This window comes from Paenibacillus doosanensis (assembly GCF_025060755.1).
In the GTDB taxonomy this organism is placed as follows: domain Bacteria; phylum Bacillota; class Bacilli; order Paenibacillales; family NBRC-103111; genus Paenibacillus_S; species Paenibacillus_S doosanensis.
Genome location: NZ_JANYUY010000039.1, coordinates 1 through 17,715, shown reverse-complemented (window position 1 = coordinate 17,715; position 17,715 = coordinate 1). Strand labels below are relative to the sequence as shown.

At 48.0% G+C, this 17,715-nt stretch carries 15 protein-coding genes and 1 riboswitch; of the genes, 9 read left to right on the top strand and 6 right to left on the bottom strand.

Annotation, left to right across the window (positions count from 1 at the left end; translation table 11 throughout):
- Window positions 1-154 precede the first annotated feature (154 nt).
- Together deoD and N0M98_RS23220 are read left to right on the top strand one after the other, a co-directional pair.
- Window positions 155-862: a purine-nucleoside phosphorylase gene (gene deoD, locus N0M98_RS23225; protein WP_259619327.1), complete on the top strand. Its 708-nt coding sequence runs from the start codon at window positions 155-157 to the stop codon at window positions 860-862.
- Between the two features lie 2 nt (window positions 863-864).
- On the top strand, window positions 865-2,046 hold the full coding sequence (locus tag N0M98_RS23220) for a NupC/NupG family nucleoside CNT transporter (RefSeq protein ID WP_249860333.1): 1,182 nt from the start codon (window positions 865-867) through the stop codon (window positions 2,044-2,046).
- A 694-nt stretch (window positions 2,047-2,740) separates the two neighbouring features.
- On the opposite strand, the gene N0M98_RS23215 is transcribed toward N0M98_RS23220, so the two are convergent.
- The gene (locus tag N0M98_RS23215; protein ID WP_259619326.1) at window positions 2,741-3,043 is read right to left on the bottom strand and encodes a hypothetical protein; all 303 of its coding nucleotides are present in this window, start codon (window positions 3,041-3,043) and stop codon (window positions 2,741-2,743) included.
- A gap of 351 nt (window positions 3,044-3,394) precedes the next feature.
- Between N0M98_RS23215 and N0M98_RS23210 the strand changes: the two genes are divergently transcribed.
- The 3 genes from N0M98_RS23210 (at window position 3,395) to N0M98_RS23200 (ending at window position 6,049) form a co-directional block, all read left to right on the top strand.
- On the top strand, window positions 3,395-4,006 hold the full coding sequence (locus tag N0M98_RS23210) for a DUF2239 family protein (protein WP_259619325.1): 612 nt from the start codon (window positions 3,395-3,397) through the stop codon (window positions 4,004-4,006).
- 150 nt (window positions 4,007-4,156) lie between these two features.
- Window positions 4,157-5,065 carry an alpha/beta fold hydrolase gene (locus N0M98_RS23205; protein ID WP_310944303.1) on the top strand — a complete coding sequence of 303 codons (909 nt, stop codon included), beginning with the start codon at window positions 4,157-4,159 and terminating at the stop codon, window positions 5,063-5,065.
- A 408-nt stretch (window positions 5,066-5,473) separates the two neighbouring features.
- On the top strand, window positions 5,474-6,049 hold the full coding sequence (locus N0M98_RS23200) for a histidine phosphatase family protein (protein WP_249860337.1): 576 nt from the start codon (window positions 5,474-5,476) through the stop codon (window positions 6,047-6,049).
- A gap of 505 nt (window positions 6,050-6,554) precedes the next feature.
- On the opposite strand, the gene N0M98_RS23195 is transcribed toward N0M98_RS23200, so the two are convergent.
- The 3 genes from N0M98_RS23195 to N0M98_RS23185 form a co-directional block, all read right to left on the bottom strand.
- Window positions 6,555-8,231, bottom strand: coding sequence for a M20/M25/M40 family metallo-hydrolase (locus N0M98_RS23195; RefSeq protein ID WP_249860338.1), 1,677 nt, complete (start codon window positions 8,229-8,231; stop codon window positions 6,555-6,557).
- A gap of 188 nt (window positions 8,232-8,419) precedes the next feature.
- A complete protein-coding gene (locus N0M98_RS23190) occupies window positions 8,420-9,721 on the bottom strand; it encodes an IS1380 family transposase (protein WP_259619323.1) in 1,302 nt (433 codons plus the stop codon).
- 250 nt (window positions 9,722-9,971) lie between these two features.
- On the bottom strand, window positions 9,972-11,165 hold the full coding sequence (locus N0M98_RS23185) for a transposase (protein WP_016311143.1): 1,194 nt from the start codon (window positions 11,163-11,165) through the stop codon (window positions 9,972-9,974).
- Window position 11,166: 1 nt separating this feature from the next.
- On the opposite strand from N0M98_RS23185, the gene N0M98_RS23180 reads away from it, so the two are divergent.
- Window positions 11,167-11,430, top strand: coding sequence for a hypothetical protein (locus N0M98_RS23180; RefSeq protein ID WP_259619322.1), 264 nt, complete (start codon window positions 11,167-11,169; stop codon window positions 11,428-11,430).
- A gap of 497 nt (window positions 11,431-11,927) precedes the next feature.
- The gene (locus tag N0M98_RS23175; RefSeq protein WP_259619321.1) at window positions 11,928-13,205 is read left to right on the top strand and encodes an IS110 family RNA-guided transposase; all 1,278 of its coding nucleotides are present in this window, start codon (window positions 11,928-11,930) and stop codon (window positions 13,203-13,205) included.
- A 567-nt stretch (window positions 13,206-13,772) separates the two neighbouring features.
- Here N0M98_RS23175 and N0M98_RS23170 read toward each other — a convergent pair.
- Window positions 13,773-14,069, bottom strand: coding sequence for a WG repeat-containing protein (locus N0M98_RS23170; protein WP_259619320.1), 297 nt, complete (start codon window positions 14,067-14,069; stop codon window positions 13,773-13,775).
- A gap of 184 nt (window positions 14,070-14,253) precedes the next feature.
- Window positions 14,254-14,367, top strand: a riboswitch (TPP riboswitch).
- Window positions 14,368-14,690: 323 nt separating this feature from the next.
- On the opposite strand from N0M98_RS23170, the gene thiC reads away from it, so the two are divergent.
- On the top strand, window positions 14,691-16,487 hold the full coding sequence (gene thiC / locus N0M98_RS23165; protein WP_259619319.1) for a phosphomethylpyrimidine synthase ThiC: 1,797 nt from the start codon (window positions 14,691-14,693) through the stop codon (window positions 16,485-16,487).
- A gap of 237 nt (window positions 16,488-16,724) precedes the next feature.
- Here thiC and N0M98_RS23160 read toward each other — a convergent pair whose 3' ends face one another.
- Window positions 16,725-17,279, bottom strand: a complete 555-nt coding sequence (locus tag N0M98_RS23160) for a WG repeat-containing protein (RefSeq protein ID WP_259619318.1) — start codon at window positions 17,277-17,279, stop codon at window positions 16,725-16,727.
- Window positions 17,280-17,339: 60 nt separating this feature from the next.
- Between N0M98_RS23160 and N0M98_RS23155 the strand changes: the two genes are divergently transcribed.
- The coding region (locus N0M98_RS23155; RefSeq protein WP_259619317.1) for a stalk domain-containing protein at window positions 17,340-17,715 on the top strand (376 nt) is incomplete at its 3' end.

Here is a 17,715-nt window from a genome sequence, read left to right as displayed (position 1 = left end):
TTTGACCAATTATTTTCCGTATCCTACGTAAGATTTTGGTCTAGTTTGTTAGGATAAAAAGCCTTATGCTCAAAGTAGTTCCGGAACTAATTATCTTGGCGGAAATGGAAGCGATTTCGACAGCCAGACTTTAACATTAGAGGTGGAGGAAAATATGAGTAGGCATTTAGGCGCGAAAAAAGGAGAAATAGCGGACCGCGTTCTGCTTCCAGGAGATCCTTTGCGGGCAAAATTTGTAGCAGAACACTTTTTAGATAAAGCCTATTGTTATAACGAAGTAAGAGGCATGTATGGATATACGGGATTATACAAGGGTGTGCCGGTGTCGGTTCAGGGGACAGGGATGGGAAATCCATCGATGAGTATTTATGCAACGGAATTGATTGTCGATTATGAAGTTAAGAAATTGATTCGTATCGGTACGTGTGGCGCGATGCAGGAAGAAATTAATATCCGCGATATTATATTAGCCCAAGCAGTGTCTTCAGATAGTAATTTGACGGAGAAGATCTTCCATGGTTGCAATTATGCACCTACGGCCGATTTCTCATTGTTAATGAAAGCCTATCAACAAGCACAAGGTAAAAATGTAAATGTCCTTGTTGGCAACATTTATAATTCTGATGAATTCTACCGTGAAAACTTAGATCGACTTCACAAGTTTATGGATTTCGGTGTATTAGCGGTAGAGATGGAAAGCACGGCCCTATATACTTTAGCCGCTAAATATGCTGTGAAAGCACTATCGATTTTGATAGTAGGCAGTCAATTGTTAACACAAGAACACTTAACTCATAAAGAAAGCGAACAATCCTTTTATGAAATGGTCGAAATAGCTCTTAACACAGTCATGGAGGGATAGAGATGCATTATTTAATTTCCGTTGCCGGTCTGATTATTGTTCTATTACTGGCATGGCTTGCGAGTAACAATAAGAACAAGATTAAATATCGTCCAATCATTGTCATGATTGCTATTCAGATTGCTTTTGGACTGCTTATACTAAAAACAAGTATAGGCGAATTCTTAATTAAAGGGTTTGCTGATAGTTTTGCGAAATTACTGCAATATGCCAATGAAGGTACTAACTTTGTATTTGGTGGGGTTGCAAATGAAGGAGCCTACACATTCTTCCTTTATGTTTTGATGCCAATTGTTTTTATGTCAGCATTAATAGGGATTTTGCAACACTACAAAATACTGCCGTTCATCATAAAGTATATTGGTTTGATACTAAGTAAAGTAAATGGTATGGGGAAATTGGAATCATATAATGCGGTTGCAGCCGCAATTGTAGGACAAAATGAAGTATTTATTTCTGTGAAAAACCAACTTGGATCATTGCCAAAGCATCGCTTGTATACATTATGTGCGTCTGCAATGTCGACGGTATCCATGTCAATTGTCGGTTCATATATGACGATGCTAGAACCTAGGTATGTAGTGGCTGCATTAATATTAAACCTATTAGGCGGCTTTATCGTTTCATCCATTATTAATCCGTATGAAGTTAAATCGGAAGAAGATATTATTGATGTTCAGGAAGAGGAAAAACACACGTTTTTTGAAATGCTGGGCGAATATATTATGGATGGCTTTAAAGTAGCCATAGTAGTTGGGGTCATGTTAGTTGGCTTTGTTGGGATCATCGCTTTAATTAACGGAGTTTTTAGTGGCATATTCGGTATCTCGTTTCAAGGAGTTTTAGGGTATGTCTTTGCACCAATTGCCTTTCTGATCGGTGTGCCATGGCATGAAGCTGTTAGTGCGGGTAGTATCATGGCGACAAAGCTTGTTTCGAATGAATTTGTTGCTATGCTTGACTTTGTTAAAATCAAAGACGGTTTAAGCGGGCGTACTATAGCGATTGTCTCCGTTTTTCTAATCTCATTTGCTAACTTTGGGTCCATTGGTACAATCGTAGGTGCAGTGAAAGGGTTGAATGAAAAACAAGGGAATATTGTTGCTCGATTCGGATTAAAGCTGTTATATGGCGCCACGCTTGTAAGCGTTTTATCTGCTGTCATTATCGGAATTATATTTTAGTTGAACCACTTCACTTTGAAAATGCAGCCTCAAATCAAAATGAGGTTAAGCTGATCCGGATCATAAATAGTGGTAAAGCGGAGACTTGTTCTCCGACGACCAGTAGTTCAGTATAAGGATTCCCATCAATATCGAAGAATTTACCAAAGGTGGACTCGGTTTTTAAACCGAGTCTTTTTTAAGTTGACGAATGCTATCTCGTGCATCTATTCCTGCAAATATCAATAGTCGATATTCAATCTTGTCCAATTAATTAATTTAGGGTTTGATGGCATGGAGTGAACGCATTCTTAAGAAGTCACAGAAGATTCGCCACATGGTTAACCTAACGGATACGTTAGCGCGGTGATGGAACCAATCCATCGCTTGTTTTATTCCCTGTGCACTCCGCTCAACTATCGGGCAGGATAAATTCAATCACTTCGCGAACAACATAAGCCATGGCGAATTTATTGCAATTGATTATTAATTCCAAAAGGGGGTGACATCATGATATTTTTTGAAAAAACAAACAAACTTTCCAATTTCTTTTTTGTTATATTTGTACTATTTCTCATTATGACAGCAGTCTTTTTTGCAAGTAGCCGATTCACAGAGGTTCTTTCGGATAACTTCACCAATGATCTAAGAGGAACAGTCGGGATGTTAGTTTGTATTATGATTTCGATTTCTTCATTAATTGCTGGAGTATCACTTAAGTATTTGATAAAAGAGGCAAATAATGAGATTCAATTACTCGAAGAAAGAATGAAGATGGATAAATTTTAGATTTTACTTGAGGGATATCAAAGTCGGCAGTAACACCATCTTTACACGGTGTCGGCGCCATGCCGAGCAGTGCGCCGAACGGTATGGAGCCTGTCAGCGACCACAGTGCAGCAGCTGTAAACAGCCACGGCATCAACAGAGCCGCGCGTCCGACGCGATGCCCCGGCCGGAGCATAGTCATCCGTCCGTTCTTATCCGCGGTGGAGAACAGCGGCAGCGTCATCAACACCGGGAACAGCCCCTTCGGGGCACAGAACCACGGTGCACCCCGTGCGACGGCTTTTATCTTCAGAATGTTCTACAAGAATGCCGGGGGCGTTTGTCAGCCCCCCTTCAAGTTTGATTGGCGAATGTTCTCCAATTAAACGGTCTGTACTGGGCCAATCGGCTGACAGAGAATTTTTGGGCTGTATTTTCTGCGATAAAACACAACATAAAGCAGCATTAACCCTCAACAGCGGCCCCTCCTAGGCTGTGTCTTTTGCATTTATTCCCTCCATAAAATAATTTTACCCGGGTAATATTGATTGTTTATTTTTACCCGGGTATAATTGGTGAGACAATCAGAGAGGAGGTCAGCATGAGTAATACCCTAACGCGCTTTTACTGCACGGCATTTTTGGGTGAGGAAGTCGTCGCCAGCGGTTCGTTACAGCACGTTGTTACTACAGTGAAGGATGCCCTGGATGACAGAGACCTCACACAGTTGCTTTTGTTTGACGATTCCACGGGGAAGCCGGTAGATGTTGATTTTCGTGGGAAGACAGATGATGTGCTCAAACGATTAGGAGAACCGATTGGTGACTTACCCGATACGGAGGTGAATCATCAGCCTACACGGCGGGTCGGTCGACCCAAGCTGGGGGTCGTTTCCGGTGAGGTTACGTTATTACCACGCCATTGGGAATGGCTCAAGAGTCAGCCTGGAGGAGCATCGGTGACATTACGAAAACTCATTGATGAGGCTCGCCGCGCTGGAGAAAAACAGAGCAAAATCCGAGAGTCACAAGAAGCAACATATAACTTTATGACAGCTATGGCCGGGAACTTCCATCAATACGAAGAAGCTCTGCGGGCACTGTATGCTGGTGATTTGAATCGTTTTTACCACTACATCGATGACTGGGCGCCTGATATCAGAAACCATGTCAAGAGATTAGCCGCCAATGCATTCCCTGAAGAGAACTTATGAATGAAAGCATTTGCGCAGTCATTTCTAGCTTTTTCAAGTCATCAAGACTACCTGGCCGGTATCGGACATCGGACTGCAGCAATCGAAGATTCACGCCTCCTGCCTTTAACTGAACTTTCGATACCGAATGAATTGGAGGAGAACATGATCATGAATATTTTGAAAGTTAACGGCGTTGATTTGGCCTATGACAGTTTCGGTCACGAAAATAACGAGGCTATTATCCTCATCGCCGGGCTTGGAACCCAGATGATTCGATGGACGGCTTCGTTTTGTGAGATGCTGGCAGCACGGGGCTTTCGCGTCATCCGCTTTGACAATCGCGACGTAGGATGCTCGACACACTTTAGCCATTATCCCACGCTGGATTTTGACGCACTGGCGACTGCTCTCATGTCAGGACAGCGACCGAACATCCCTTACACGCTCGATGACATGGCAGGCGACGCTATCGGACTGCTCGACGCCCTTTCAATTGAACGGGCACATTTCGTTGGCAGGTCGATGGGCGGAATGATCGCCCAGATTGCAGCGAGTGACTACCCTGAACGGGTTTTATCACTCACCTCCATTATGTCTAGCTCCGGTAATCCCACCCTTCCGCAAGCTTCCCCGGATGTCATGGCGATGATGACTAAACCGGCGCCGAACCCCTTTGAGGATGAAGCAGGATTTTTGGCGCACAGCCTCTCTTTTGCCAAACGTATCGCCGGCACGGGCTATCCATTCGAAGAAGACGCTTATCGGGCACTCATTCTGGAGGAAGTCCAGAGGGCTTACGATCCAGGCAGTGTCGGACGACAAATTGCTGCGATCGCTGTCTCCGGTGACCGTCGTCCGCGGTTGGCGACAATCAAAGTACCAGCACTTGTCATTCATGGGGTGGACGATCCCCTGTTCGTCCCGGCGTGTGGCGAGGACACGGCTTCTGCAATCCCGGGCGCCGAGCTAATGTTGGTTGACGGCATGGGACACGACCTGCCGCACCAATTGTACAAAGTAACCGCTGATGGCATAGAACGAACGGCTCGTCGCAATGGACACGCGCTTCCTGAATAGCATCCACCCGGAGTCCGCGGTCCCCAATGGGACGAGTGGGCCAAGGGCGCAGCGCTGATCCATTTGCACACTTGGCGCATACGACCCGGTTGGAAGCGGCAGTGCTCTTGGAACGGTTATTATTGGGTACTATAGTTAACCATCAATAATAAGGCCGCCGATTACTTCGGCGGTTTTTTGTGTAGATTTAAGAATGCAGAAATCGGATATTGAACGGTTCGAAACTATGCGCCGCGGCAGTTCTTCTCGCATTTTTCTCCGATACACCCAGACCTCCAAAAGGCTATTATGTGAAACGGCGCTTTTTTCATTTTGTTAAGCTAACTGATAGTTTAGTTACAATATATGGTACTATTGGGGTGGATATCAAATGAGTAAAGGGTGAGCAATTTACAAGGGGGGGCATTTATGACAACCACACTAGGGCTAATCAGGCATGGGGTTACTGAGTGGAATACGCTTGGCAAGGCTCAAGGCATATCAGATATCCCTTTAAACGGAGAAGGAATAGAGCAAGCTATTGCATTGGCTAATAGACTTTCAAGTGAAGAATGGGACATTATATTCTCTAGTAACCTGATGAGAGCTAGGCAAACTGCCGAGATTATACGGCAATCTTTAGGAATAGCTTCAATATTCACTGATGAACGTATTAGAGAAATTAATTGCGGAATCATTGAGGGTACCACTGAGGAAGAACGCATCGCTTATTGGGGAGTTAATTGGCGTGAGCAAAACCTTGGTATGGAAGATTTCCAAGTGGTCGCCAAGAGAGGTCTAAATTTTCTTGAAGAACTGATTGTGAAACATGCAGGTAAAAGGATTTTAGTTGTAAGTCACGGAGCGTTAATTGGCTTATCATTACAACATCTTTTACCGCTGCGCTTCCCAAAAACATATATAGATAATACCTCTTTAACTATTCTTACGCATACTAACAACGATTGGACATGTCAATTATATAACTGTACCAAACACCTTTAGTTTAGGGTTGATTACGTTCCCTCAGAGACGATAATTAAATCACCGATAATCAAGCTGCAGATTGCTTCGGCGTTTTTTTGTTGTTAAGGAAATGATGCGCAGCAATATCCTGTGGAAATCCGTGGGCTCCCCCGAAAGTAAAGTCTACCCATAGAACGATCCCAGAGGAAGGGTTAGACGCCGATCCAGCTTAGGCTGGATGCGGACGGAATAAGCTTCAGAGCATCACGTCACTTTTGGGCGATTTGTTCTGCGTGTTATGAAGGTTTGATCATAATCCTAGTATCTCATAAATGACGGCTGCATGTTTGTGTCCGATTAGCGGAGAATTTTTTATTCAGACTGTCGCTGTTAGGATGAAATTGAAATGATATAGCAAAGGTCCGGTTAACCTAAAAAGGCTAATCAGACCTTATTTAATGAATACTTTAAAGGGTACAGTTGATGATTGGCATTAAGCTATCGCTGCCCGTAAGTAAGGCTGCTGCACTCCGGGACAGTTTCGTTACGAGGAGGGCTCTTTCGATACTGTCGCCAACAAAGCGGAAACGATCCAAATCGGAATGACGCTTATCGCAACTACTACCGGGGTGAAAGGCAGCATGAACAGTACATAGATGAGCCAACATACAGGCGCATACAGAAAAACTATTACTGTGCCGACCACGACTGACGAAACCCATCTTCCGATACGGTACCGATCCAGTAGGGTCACAACGAGAATCCCCATGGCGGCAAGCGAGAACAGATAGCTAATATCTTGGAACAGAACGGAGCTGCCTATAATCAGCAGCAAGAGAAGAGGCAGAAGACCGGCAAGCGATTCATGCAGAGACAGCTTGCTATCCCGAATGGTCGATACAGCGAGAACGCATGCGCCCACAGCGAAAAAGATACTCAAGAACGCGGTATCATTATTCGTCGATTCGGACAGATGCAGCAATCGTGTTACCCCCGATACGATTCCCCAGCTCAATACGGCCGCTCCGGCCATCCATCCGAGCAGCCGGACCAATTCGGCAATCATTGTGCGGAGCCGTAAGCCGCCCGTTCGAATCTGAAAGATCATATACCATAGGGCGAACCCGGCAGCCGCGGCCGACAGGACATAAGAAACGGCTTTGCTCATGATCACTAAATAGCCGGGCCATAAGGAAAAGTAAAGGCTGTCCTGTTTCCTTCCATCTTTAAATGGAACCTGTGCGGCATGATCTGCCATTTCCAAGGTGGTTATCAGAAAATGGTATGCCGTAGCGCGGTCCAAATTGTCAAAGCTGTCCGATTTTTCGTGGTAGCTCTCGACCCCCTCAACTGCTGCGAAATTTAGGCCAGAGTAGCCTGCCTTCAAATAACGGGTCAAATCCGTCCCATTGGGCATTCGGCGGTACAACCCGTTCGTAAACGAAAAAGCTAGCGGACGCGAGCTTGCAGATTGAAAGTAGCGCACCGCATCCAGATTGTCGTCAGAAGTCTCGAACATCAGCAGACCGCCGCGATTGCCGCGCGCTTCGAAGTTAATGACCAGATCGATACTACCGGGAAGCTCCGTGTGCGATCGAACAAATTCCTTCGCTCCCAGCGTCCCTAGTTCCTCACCGTCCGTGAACAGAAAATAAAGGTCCGATTGCAAATTCGGGTTCATCGCCTGCTCGCGCATGGCTTCCAGAATGGCGGCAACAGAGACCATGTCGTCTGCCGCACCTGGGGTCGTCGGTTTGGTGTCGTAATGGGCGGAAATCAGGATGCCACGATCTGTTGAGGGGGCGTCCAGCTTCACCAATATATTTTGCAGAATCAATGTATCATTCTCGTCAAAATGGGCCCGTGCGCGGATGCCGTTCTTGAAGTTATCCTCATGAGAAAGTCCGTTAGCGAGCGGCGGCAAATTCTCGAAATCCGGTACGCCATTACGCTCAAACATGTCCGCCATCACGTCCGTGACCGTGTAAGTTACTTTCTCGACCTTCGGTTCCAAGCCCATTGCTCGTATTTGCTCTAACAGATGAGCGCGTACCGACTCCAGTTCTGTCGAGCCGGACGGATGTGCCGCGACGGTCATCGCCTTAAGGTTGGCCATCATCCGCTCATATGCCGGATAATTCACATCGGATTCGGATGGCGGCGTCGGCGGCCGCAAAAGCTGCACCTCCAATCCAATCCCCGTCGCAAGTACAATCATCATCAGAACTATTGAACCTGAATTTCGAAAGTGCATAAGATCAATGCAAGATGCTAAAGCAATGGCGACTTAAGAAGTGAAAAGGTGGGAGTTTCCCATGTTTTAGTGGAGACGGAAGCTTGCGGCAGATGGTCTTTCCCCCTCCCCAATGAAGAGGCAGTCCTGATTTCCATGTAAAATTTTGCTTATGATTATTCTAACTGCGCCACTCGAACCTCGATTCGTTTCCAGACATAACGGCTGGGAAAGTCCCTCGCAAGCTTGAGTAGGATAGAGCGACCATGCCGAATGAGCGTTGCGGCGCAATAAAAGAATTCCAGACGGAACCGGGCAATCGTATAGCCTTGATGGACTGGCTCACAGCAGTCACGTTTGAAGCGCTCGAACAAATTGTAGGCCAGCAGCTTGATCAGCAGATCCAGACCATTGGCTTTGAAATCACCTGTCGCAATGCGATCGATGGAAAACCCGTTCTTGGCTTCCTTAATGTAATTTTCCATGCAGCAGCGCTGATTGTAGAATCGCCACAAATCGATCGGTTCCCATTCCAGATTAGTCACCATGGCTTCGTACTGCCAGTCCGAATCGAATACAATGCGGCCTTGGCCCTCCTCGAACACTTGCGCCTTACGGATGATCGCTACACGACGCGCCTTGCTCCAGGAGGTCGCTTGGTAGATCAAGCAAATACCTTCGATGATCCACTCTTCGTCGACATATCGCGTCCAGTAACGACAAGCCCCAACTTCCTTGGCCAGCCGCTGGGTCCATTTCAGCTTGCCGACATAGCCGATGTGGTGCTGCTCCCACAAGCTGTAAAAATCTTCACCGCCAAAGCCTTTGTCGAACCTTGCGTACTTCACTTTGTGTTCGTCGAGCAGTCTAAAGGTTTGCCGCAGGAAGTCGGCCGCATCGGTGGAAGAGTGCGTATTGCCCGGTCGAAGCACGGCGTTCAAGTTTAGTCGGCTCTGGCCTTCAAAGGCAAGCAGGGGATGATAGCTCTTACGCCCGGGCTTGTGTGGATTTGTGCCTTTGGCCGCGCCGGACTGATCGCCATACACGGTCTCTACCGTGGAATCCAGATCGAGAATCAGCTCAGGTGGCAAGCAGGGTCGAATGATCTCTTGATTCAGCCTCCGCAGTTCGTTAACCAGAGAGGGACAGAAACGACCAAGCCGGATCAATTCCTTGTACAACAGACTGTGATGCGGGCAGCGGCCGCCGAGAAAGCGCCTCAGCAGCACGTCGCTTTGCAAACGACGGAAATGAAAAATCCGTTCGCAGCCAAGCATCCAGCCAACGATGAGATAGAGCAGAATACGGTAAACGGGGAAGAGGGAGTTGCGCGCTTTGCCGCCGGAGAGGCTGCACATCGCCTCCGGCAGTTTGATTTTTTCGAGAAAGGCCAGGAAGATTTTGATGCCGCCGCAGCTCGTTGCGTTTTGTAGTGAAAATTCTGTTTTAATTTTGCTGATCGTTGTGGTAGACTTCACCTATAAGGTGCTCCTCTCTTTGGGTGTAGTGTTCCAAGTAAACACCATTCTACCAAAGATTCGGAGCCCTTTTCATATTTTCAAGAAGCGATACTTTCGAAATTCAGGTTTATAAATGAGTGTTTTGCATAATTCCGTTTCAGAGAAGAAGCGATAGCATATTCACTGTCGTTAAGGGGTAATTTTCGAAAATGGTATTATATGGATGAAGAAAAGGGCAGACTTGCAGAATTTTAGAACAGCTCGTTTTTTAAGCGGCAGCCCGTTTTGAATGATGAGAAACGGCGAGCGCAGATGCAAGCAGAACAATGGCATTCAAATACTGGTGAGTTGTGACTTTCTGAATGCCCCGGACATGTGCGGCGTCTGCCGTCAAATAGGTTTTCAATCGGGAGTTGCAGCGTTCTACGCTGGTTCGTTCATTGTAAAGTTCCTTCCAACGCTTTGTATCCCGATGAGGGATGCTGTATCGCCGGAGATCATCCTTCGCATTTACTTTGACGACCATTCCATAGTTTGAAGACGAGCAGGCAGCCATGCCAAGCGGACAGTCGACTTTACCCGTGGCATGCGGGCAGCGAAATTTATGCATATCGCCGTCAACTCCCCAGTATGTCATCGCATAACCCATGGAACAGCACGGTGTTCCGTTCGAGGTCATGCCAGCAGGCGGTTCCTTCTCCCCCCGCAGATTAAGGGGAATGATGGCTTGTGCCTTGACGTTGCGGGCGGCCTCATAAACTTTCATTTGGTCGTAGCCCGCATCGAGTATGAAAAATCGTGTGCTCGTCCTGGACGCTGTTTTCTCGATCAGGCCCGGCGCCATTTCTCCATCATTGACATGCGCCGGCGTTACTTCCAAGGCGATCGGCAATTCACTTTTCGTATCGACCGCCAGATGAATTTTGTAACCAAACCATGTGATTTTATTGCCGAAGGAATCAATTTTTGCGCCCCAGTTCGCATTACCCGTTTGCTCGCTTTTGCGTTTGGGCTGCTTTTTCTCGTAAGCGCGGAGAGCGGCGCTGTCTATGGCGACGTTACTGCCTTCTATGATACCTTCCTGCTGACAGCGTGTGACCAAATCCTCAAAAAGCCGTTTTGCCAAGTCCTTTCTCGTCAGTTCTGAGAAAACTCGGCTTAATGTGGATATGGAAGGAGCTTCTCGATCCAGCGGAAGACCACACTGATAACGAAACCGGAGATCCGTATCCAAACGCTTATGCAACCCTGAAAAGGTACTTATTCCTTCAAGCGGCGCAGCCAAGAGTGCTCGTAGAATACCTTGTCTGCAGTATCCCTCAGCGCCTCGGGGTGAACGGCTTCTCAGTTCCTTGGCATACGGTCTCAGATCGAGAGAGCTGAAGAAGATCGGCAATCTCTCCTTGGGTTGAATTTTTAAAAGTTCTTCGAAGGAAAACAGACATTCTTGGAGAATATACAAAGTGACTTCCTCCATCCTTGAGGTTTTTGGGTTTGGTCACTTGAAAACTTCTCCAAGTTGGGGTGAAGTCCCTTTTTTATGTCCGAAAATCCTTACGGCTCAAGGCCTCAGATTACTGCAAAACGCTCAAATAAAAAAGTGGTTAAATATCCCTGATGAATCGGCATTAATCGAGTTTGATTGGGATGCTGTCGAACACCCGCTGAGCACAATGATCGGAATAACTCTAATCAACATGACGAGAATGGGCTTGGCCCATTTTTGAAGCAACAAAATCTTTTTCATCGTTGTCCTCCCTAATTGAAAGTATGGAATATCAATGTGGGAAAGGACTATTGTCGTCTTCATCAGGTGCTTCTCTTCGTCTGGCGATACGTACTATCCACCGCTGAATGCTGCTGAGTTGTGACAGTCTTACAGCCACAAACCAAGTTGAACCGGCTGCAGCAATTTCATGCCCCCAGTGTATCTTTTGTGAAGAAAAATAGGTGAATGGAAGTAACACTACGGAAGAGATGAGAGCAATCGAGAATGCCAATTGAACCAAGTCATAAAAATGCTCCAGTCAAGTTCACCTCCGCATGAGCGATATGGGTTTTTTTATAATAATTATACGCTTTAAAAAACTGTGTAGTTTCACTAATCTGCCCGTTAACATTCCTGTAGGTGTTAATAGATGGAACTTGCAGAAAAAAGAACGCCTCGCTAGGATGAGTATGTACTGGGTTGCAGCCCTCAGAACTCACCTTAGGAGGCGTTATTATGAAGTCTAATCCAATTAAGTCTCAAAATCAACGTGTAGAACGAATCTCCACTACTACTCTGGTCATTGGCATCGACATTGCCAAGGAGAAACACGCAGCACAAGCCATTAATTTTCGAGGTATTGTCCTCACCAAGCGCCCTATTCTATTTTCGAATGACCTTGCCGGATATGAGCATTTAGAACAAAGTATTCGGAAATTACAGAAGATGCACGGCATGAATGACGTCGTTGTGGGAATGGAGAGCACCGGTCACTACTGGTTCAATATTGCCAACTGGTTGGTGGATCAGGGCATTGATGTGGCTCTTGTCAATCCAATGACAACAAAACGCAATAAGGAAAACAGAGATAACTCACCTTCCAAGAACGACCCAAAAGATGCTCTGGTCATCGCCGATGCGGTGAGTCGTGGGTTCTACACGTCCTTCTCTCCAAAGGATGAAGCATTCCGTCGCATACGGGTTATGGTCACAAACAGAGAGCACTGGGTGGTTAAATCAGGAAGGGCTAAGAACAGAATACACCGTTGGCTTGATATCCGGTTTCCAGAATACAGACAAGCATTTGATGATATTTTTAGCGATCGTTCGTTAGCCACTTTGCGCCGGTTTCCAGCCCCTTCTGACCTACTGCAGCTAACTCCGGAGCAAATGGTACAGATCTGGGGTGAGTATATGGCCAGACCAGGCGGGGTGCGAGGTAAGAACAAGGCATTGGAACTTCAATCACTCGCTAGACATAGCGTGGGAGACACTACTGCCCTTGAAGAAGACAAATGGGAACTAAGGCACCTCATCGAAGAGTATGATAGGATCTGCCGAATTATTGACGAAGTGGACGAGATGATTGAAAAGATACTGCCTGAAATTCCTTGTTCTGATCTCGTTCGATCTGTCGGTACTTCCGTTCCAGCAACGGCTGCCATATTAGCATTTGGTGGGGACTTACGTAACCTATCTCACGGAAATCAATTACTACGCAAGGCAGGATTGAACTTAGCAGAACGAAGTTCTGGCAAATATAAGGGGCAAATTAAGCTCACCAAGCGAGGCAACTCACTACTGCGCAAACATCTCTACTTCACTGTGTTTCACCTGTTATCTTTCAATGAAGCGTTCCAAGCCATACATGCGCACAATACCGAAGTGAAAAGAATGACGAAAATGCAGTCCATGATGAAGCTGATTGGGAAACTGGCCCGTATGCTTGTAGCCATGGCAAAAGAAGGACAACCATTCTCCATTAATAAAGCACAACTACCGTTAGCAGCATAAAAAATATATCGTAACCCTGACACGTGAATTGGCTCATTCGCAGGATCTCACAAAGAAAGCACGGAGTACCGAGATTTTTACGCTTTAGGGCATAGACCCGTTCCGTTAACGTTGATCGGACTCCACACCTTGGATAGATAGGACGAAGGAATGTGAGGGCAAAGACCCGTCGAGATTTGGGAGAGTGAATCCCCAAGGACCTTGTGGAGAGAAGCGTGCAGCATACCACTTTTATGGAAGATGTTGTAAAGATGTTCAGCACCTTCTGTTCCCGCATGCGCTCTAACGGAACTACCTGCCCCACAAGACCCAAACAACTAAACTCCTATTTTCATGCAAATTGAAATCCTGCGAATGAGCGAGCATTCGTGAGAAAATCCTTATTCACTGAGGGAGCTTAACGAAAAATGAAGCAGTTGCCAAAGGGAAGTTAGTTTCGATAAGTTAGCTGTAATGCGTTCTTTTTCCGATACAATCCGTGAAGCTCGGTTGTTCTGCCTTACTGTAGTTTTGTCACTCCGTTCGGAAGTTCGGAAGCCGGCGGCCAGACGATCGCTCCGCTGCGGTTCACGTACCCTCTGTTTTCTCGCTCGAAATCGGAACGAGCAAACTGATCACAGCCAATTCGCCGTTAAAATCGTCAGTCCAATAGAATTTCGACTCGATCACAAAGCGGCCGGATGTATTGATATAGCCGTACCTCTGCCCCTGGCTGGCCGGAGCCAGGCCGCCCTTGAACAAACCCCCGGCTGTAATGCCCTGGATGACTTTGGTGCCCTTCTTGTTGATATAGAAGGTGACTCCATTACGCTCGAGTTGTCCGTATCGGGGCCTGTCAGCCGTCTTTCCCAGGAGACGCTCCATGAGTATGTTCCGGTCTTAAAAGAAGCTGCCGCACAGATGGGACTCATGCTGGCCTGATCCGAAACGGCATTTTGGAAAATATGGTTGTTTTTCCGCCATGTTTAGGCTAAACTGTAATGGACAGCCCAAAGCGTGGGCTGACTGAACTGAATAGGACGCAGCGGCAAGATTGCCGTTAGCCGTCAAACGTTACTGGGGGAGTCCGAATTGTCCGGACTGAGACGGAATCGCATGAGATTCCGGACCCTTAGCACCTGATCTGGATCATGCCAGCGTAGGGAAGTAATCGGCGAAACAACGACGAGCATCGTCAACATGCCTTGAGTGAAGCCACCCCTGTGGGTAGACTTACCGCGGCATGTTTGGCGGTGAAAGATAGAGCCGGTTCCCTGGGGGAACCGGTTTTTTTATGCAGTATCCGAGACATCATCGCATCTCCATGGCGTTCCGACAAGGTGGAGATGTGTGGTGCGTGGCCATGATTACCATGTTCCCGCCCTGCCGAGGAGCTGTATCCCTGTTTTTGAATTCGCCCGTGCTGTACTTCCCTCATGCTTGGCCTGATGAACAGGTGCGCAGAATGAGCAAGGCCGGACCATACCATGAGGAGGAGAACGAGCGATGAGCACAGAACATGAAACAGGGGGACAGGAACACCATCGGGATACGGAAAAAGAAAGCACGGGGCGTCTGCGGCCTTTTCCGGGCAGCCGCAAGGTATACATTCAGGGCTCGCGACCGGACCTATTGGTCCCCGAACGCGAAATTGCCCTTCATGACACAAGCACTCCCCAAGGGGTGGAGCATAACGAAGCGCTCCGCGTGTACGATACGAGCGGTCCGATGACCGATCCGGATTATGAGGTGGACATCCGGACGGGCTTGCCTGCGCTGCGCAGGATGTGGATTACGGAGCGCGAAGACGTAGAGTCGTACAAAGGCCGGGCGATTAAGCCGGAGGACAATGGCTTGAAGCCGGGCAGCAAAAGAGCTGGAGCCGAGACGTATCCCGGCGTAACCGGGGAACCGCTGCGGGCACGGGAAGGACGATGCGTGACGCAGATGCATTATGCGCGGAGAGGCATCATTACACCCGAGATGGAATTCGCAGCCATCCGCGAAGGCGTGGAGCCCGAATTCGTACGGCAGGAGCTGGCCAGCGGCCGTGCCATTTTGCCTTCAAATATCAATCATCCGGAGAGCGAACCGATGATTATCGGACGCCATTTTCACGTCAAGATCAATGCCAACATCGGCAATTCGGCCGTATCGTCTTCCATTGAGGAAGAGGTCGAGAAGATGACCTGGGCCGTCCGTTGGGGAGCGGATACGGTTATGGACCTGTCCACGGGCAAAGACATTCACACCACCCGGGAATGGATCATCCGCAATTCGCCGGTACCGATCGGTACGGTGCCGCTCTATCAGGCGTTGGAAAAGGTCGGAGGGGAGGCGGAGGCGCTGACGTGGGAGCTGTACCGCGACACGCTGATCGAGCAGGCCGAGCAGGGTGTGGACTACTTTACGATCCATGCGGGCGTGCTGCTACGCTATATACCGATGACTGCCAAACGGATGACGGGCATCGTCTCACGGGGCGGATCGATCATGGCGGCATGGTGTCTGGCGCATCACCAGGAAAATTTCCTATACACCCATTTCGAAGAAATCTGCGAGATCATGAAGCGGTATGACGTCACCTTTTCGCTGGGAGACGGCCTTCGTCCGGGCAGCATCTATGATGCCAATGATGAAGCGCAGATGGCAGAACTTGCGACGCTGGGGGAACTGACCCAAATTGCCTGGAAGCATGACGTGCAGGTGATGATCGAGGGTCCCGGACACGTGCCGATGCACAAAATCAAGGAAAACGTGGACTTGCAAATGGAGATTTGCCAAGAAGCGCCGTTCTACACGCTCGGCCCACTGACCACGGACATTGCGCCGGGGTACGATCATATTACATCGGCCATCGGGGCGGCGATGATCGGCTGGTTTGGTACATCGATGCTCTGTTACGTTACGCCGAAGGAACATCTCGGCTTGCCAAACAAGGACGATGTGCGCGAAGGTGTCATCGCCTACAAAATCGCGGCCCATGCCGCCGATCTGGCGAAAGGCCATCCGCGTGCGCAGCGCCGGGACGACGCGCTTTCCAAAGCCCGCTTCGAATTCCGCTGGCGCGACCAGTTCAACCTCTCGCTCGACCCGGAACGCGCCATGTCCTACCACGATGAAACACTGCCTGCCGAAGGAGCGAAGCAGGCGCATTTCTGCTCGATGTGCGGGCCGAAGTTCTGCAGCATGAGCATTACGCAAGATATCCGCGCATTTGCCGCGGAGAAGGGATTGTCGGAACAAGAGGCAGTTGCCGCAGGCATGCAGGAAAAAGCCGAGGAATACCGGATGCGCTCATAATGTTGGCATTTTTGCTTGGTGTCTGCTGATCCGTTAAATTGACATTATTACTGCTTGTCCGCATGGAAACGGACAGAAAGAGAAGCAAAACAGCAAAAGCAGTTCATCTCCCTACCTTGGGAAATGAACTGCTTTTTTGGCATGTCATGCTTCACAAGCCAGACTTGGGCTGCATATTCAATTCCCTTTGCAAAATACGGTGCCAGAACGGAAAGAGGACTGTGGACGGTTATGCCGCTAACCGCCGCTATGCGTGCTGCCGCCGGAGCCATGGCCAAAAGCCAGTCCTTCTGAGAACGGCTGCGCCATGCTGAACTGCGGTGTTAGCAGGTAATTGCCGTTTTTGTCGATGAAACCGTATTTTCCGTTCACGTAAACTACTGCCGCCCCGTTTGAAAACGGGTCGGCGTGATCATACCGGGGTGTAATCCGGAGCTTGCCGGTGGTGTCAATATAGCCGTATTTGCCGCCGAACGCAAGCATTACGGCCGCCATACCTTCGGAGAAATCGGACGTCGAGCTATACCGGTATGGAATGACCAGTTCCCCCTTCGTGTTGATGTACCCCGCTGTTTTGCCCACATTGACCCGAGCCAGTCCCTCGGAGAAATTAGACGCCTGGGTGTAGATGGGCTGTATGCTCACCTTGCCATGGCTGTCTATATAACCGTACCGTGTCGCCGTAGTTCCGTCAGCATTCTGAACCTGCGTCGTATACAGCGCACGGTCATTATAAAGAATGCCGGCATTTCTCAGCTTGTATTCGAACAGCTCGCTAGTTAAACTTTTCAACGTAAAATTCGTCTATATTAATAAGATACGACCAATTCTACTTGATGGAGGTTATGCAATATGGCTATCAAAAAAATGATGAGTGCTTTCTTAGCAGTGTGCTTTGTATTGATGTTTGCTTCTGTCCCTACGTATGCAGCATCAAATGTTAAACTAATAGTAAACAGCGAAATAATTACTCCTGGTTCACCACCAGTAGTTATCAATGGTAGTACCCTAGTTTCCTTGAAATCCTTAAGTAAACTAAACCTTAGCTTAATTTGGGGCTCAAAAAATAAAAGCGTTACCGTAACTACAAAAGAAAATAAACCTGAATTTCGAAAGCGCATAAGAATGCGGTGGCGATCATCCAGGAGCGGATCAACAACTGTGAATAAGTGGGAGTGGGACCAGCGAAATTTTGAAACCAATATCCACATGGGGATAACTCCCCCCT

What these genes read in the sequence shown, in the direction of transcription:
- deoD (WP_259619327.1), top strand. Translation starts at nt 155, where the DNA reads ATGAGTAGGCATTTAGGCGCGAAAAAAGGAGAAATAGCGGACCGCGTT.
- N0M98_RS23220 (WP_249860333.1), top strand. Translation starts at nt 865, where the DNA reads ATGCATTATTTAATTTCCGTTGCCGGTCTGATTATTGTTCTATTACTG.
- N0M98_RS23210 (WP_259619325.1), top strand. Translation starts at nt 3,395, where the DNA reads ATGAGTAATACCCTAACGCGCTTTTACTGCACGGCATTTTTGGGTGAG.
- N0M98_RS23205 (WP_310944303.1), top strand. Translation starts at nt 4,157, where the DNA reads ATGAATATTTTGAAAGTTAACGGCGTTGATTTGGCCTATGACAGTTTC.
- N0M98_RS23200 (WP_249860337.1), top strand. Translation starts at nt 5,474, where the DNA reads ATGACAACCACACTAGGGCTAATCAGGCATGGGGTTACTGAGTGGAAT.
- N0M98_RS23195 (WP_249860338.1), bottom strand. Translation starts at nt 8,231, where the DNA reads ATGATGATTGTACTTGCGACGGGGATTGGATTGGAGGTGCAGCTTTTG.
- N0M98_RS23175 (WP_259619321.1), top strand. Translation starts at nt 11,928, where the DNA reads ATGAAGTCTAATCCAATTAAGTCTCAAAATCAACGTGTAGAACGAATC.
- N0M98_RS23170 (WP_259619320.1), bottom strand. Translation starts at nt 14,069, where the DNA reads ATGGAGCGTCTCCTGGGAAAGACGGCTGACAGGCCCCGATACGGACAA.
- thiC (WP_259619319.1), top strand. Translation starts at nt 14,691, where the DNA reads ATGAGCACAGAACATGAAACAGGGGGACAGGAACACCATCGGGATACG.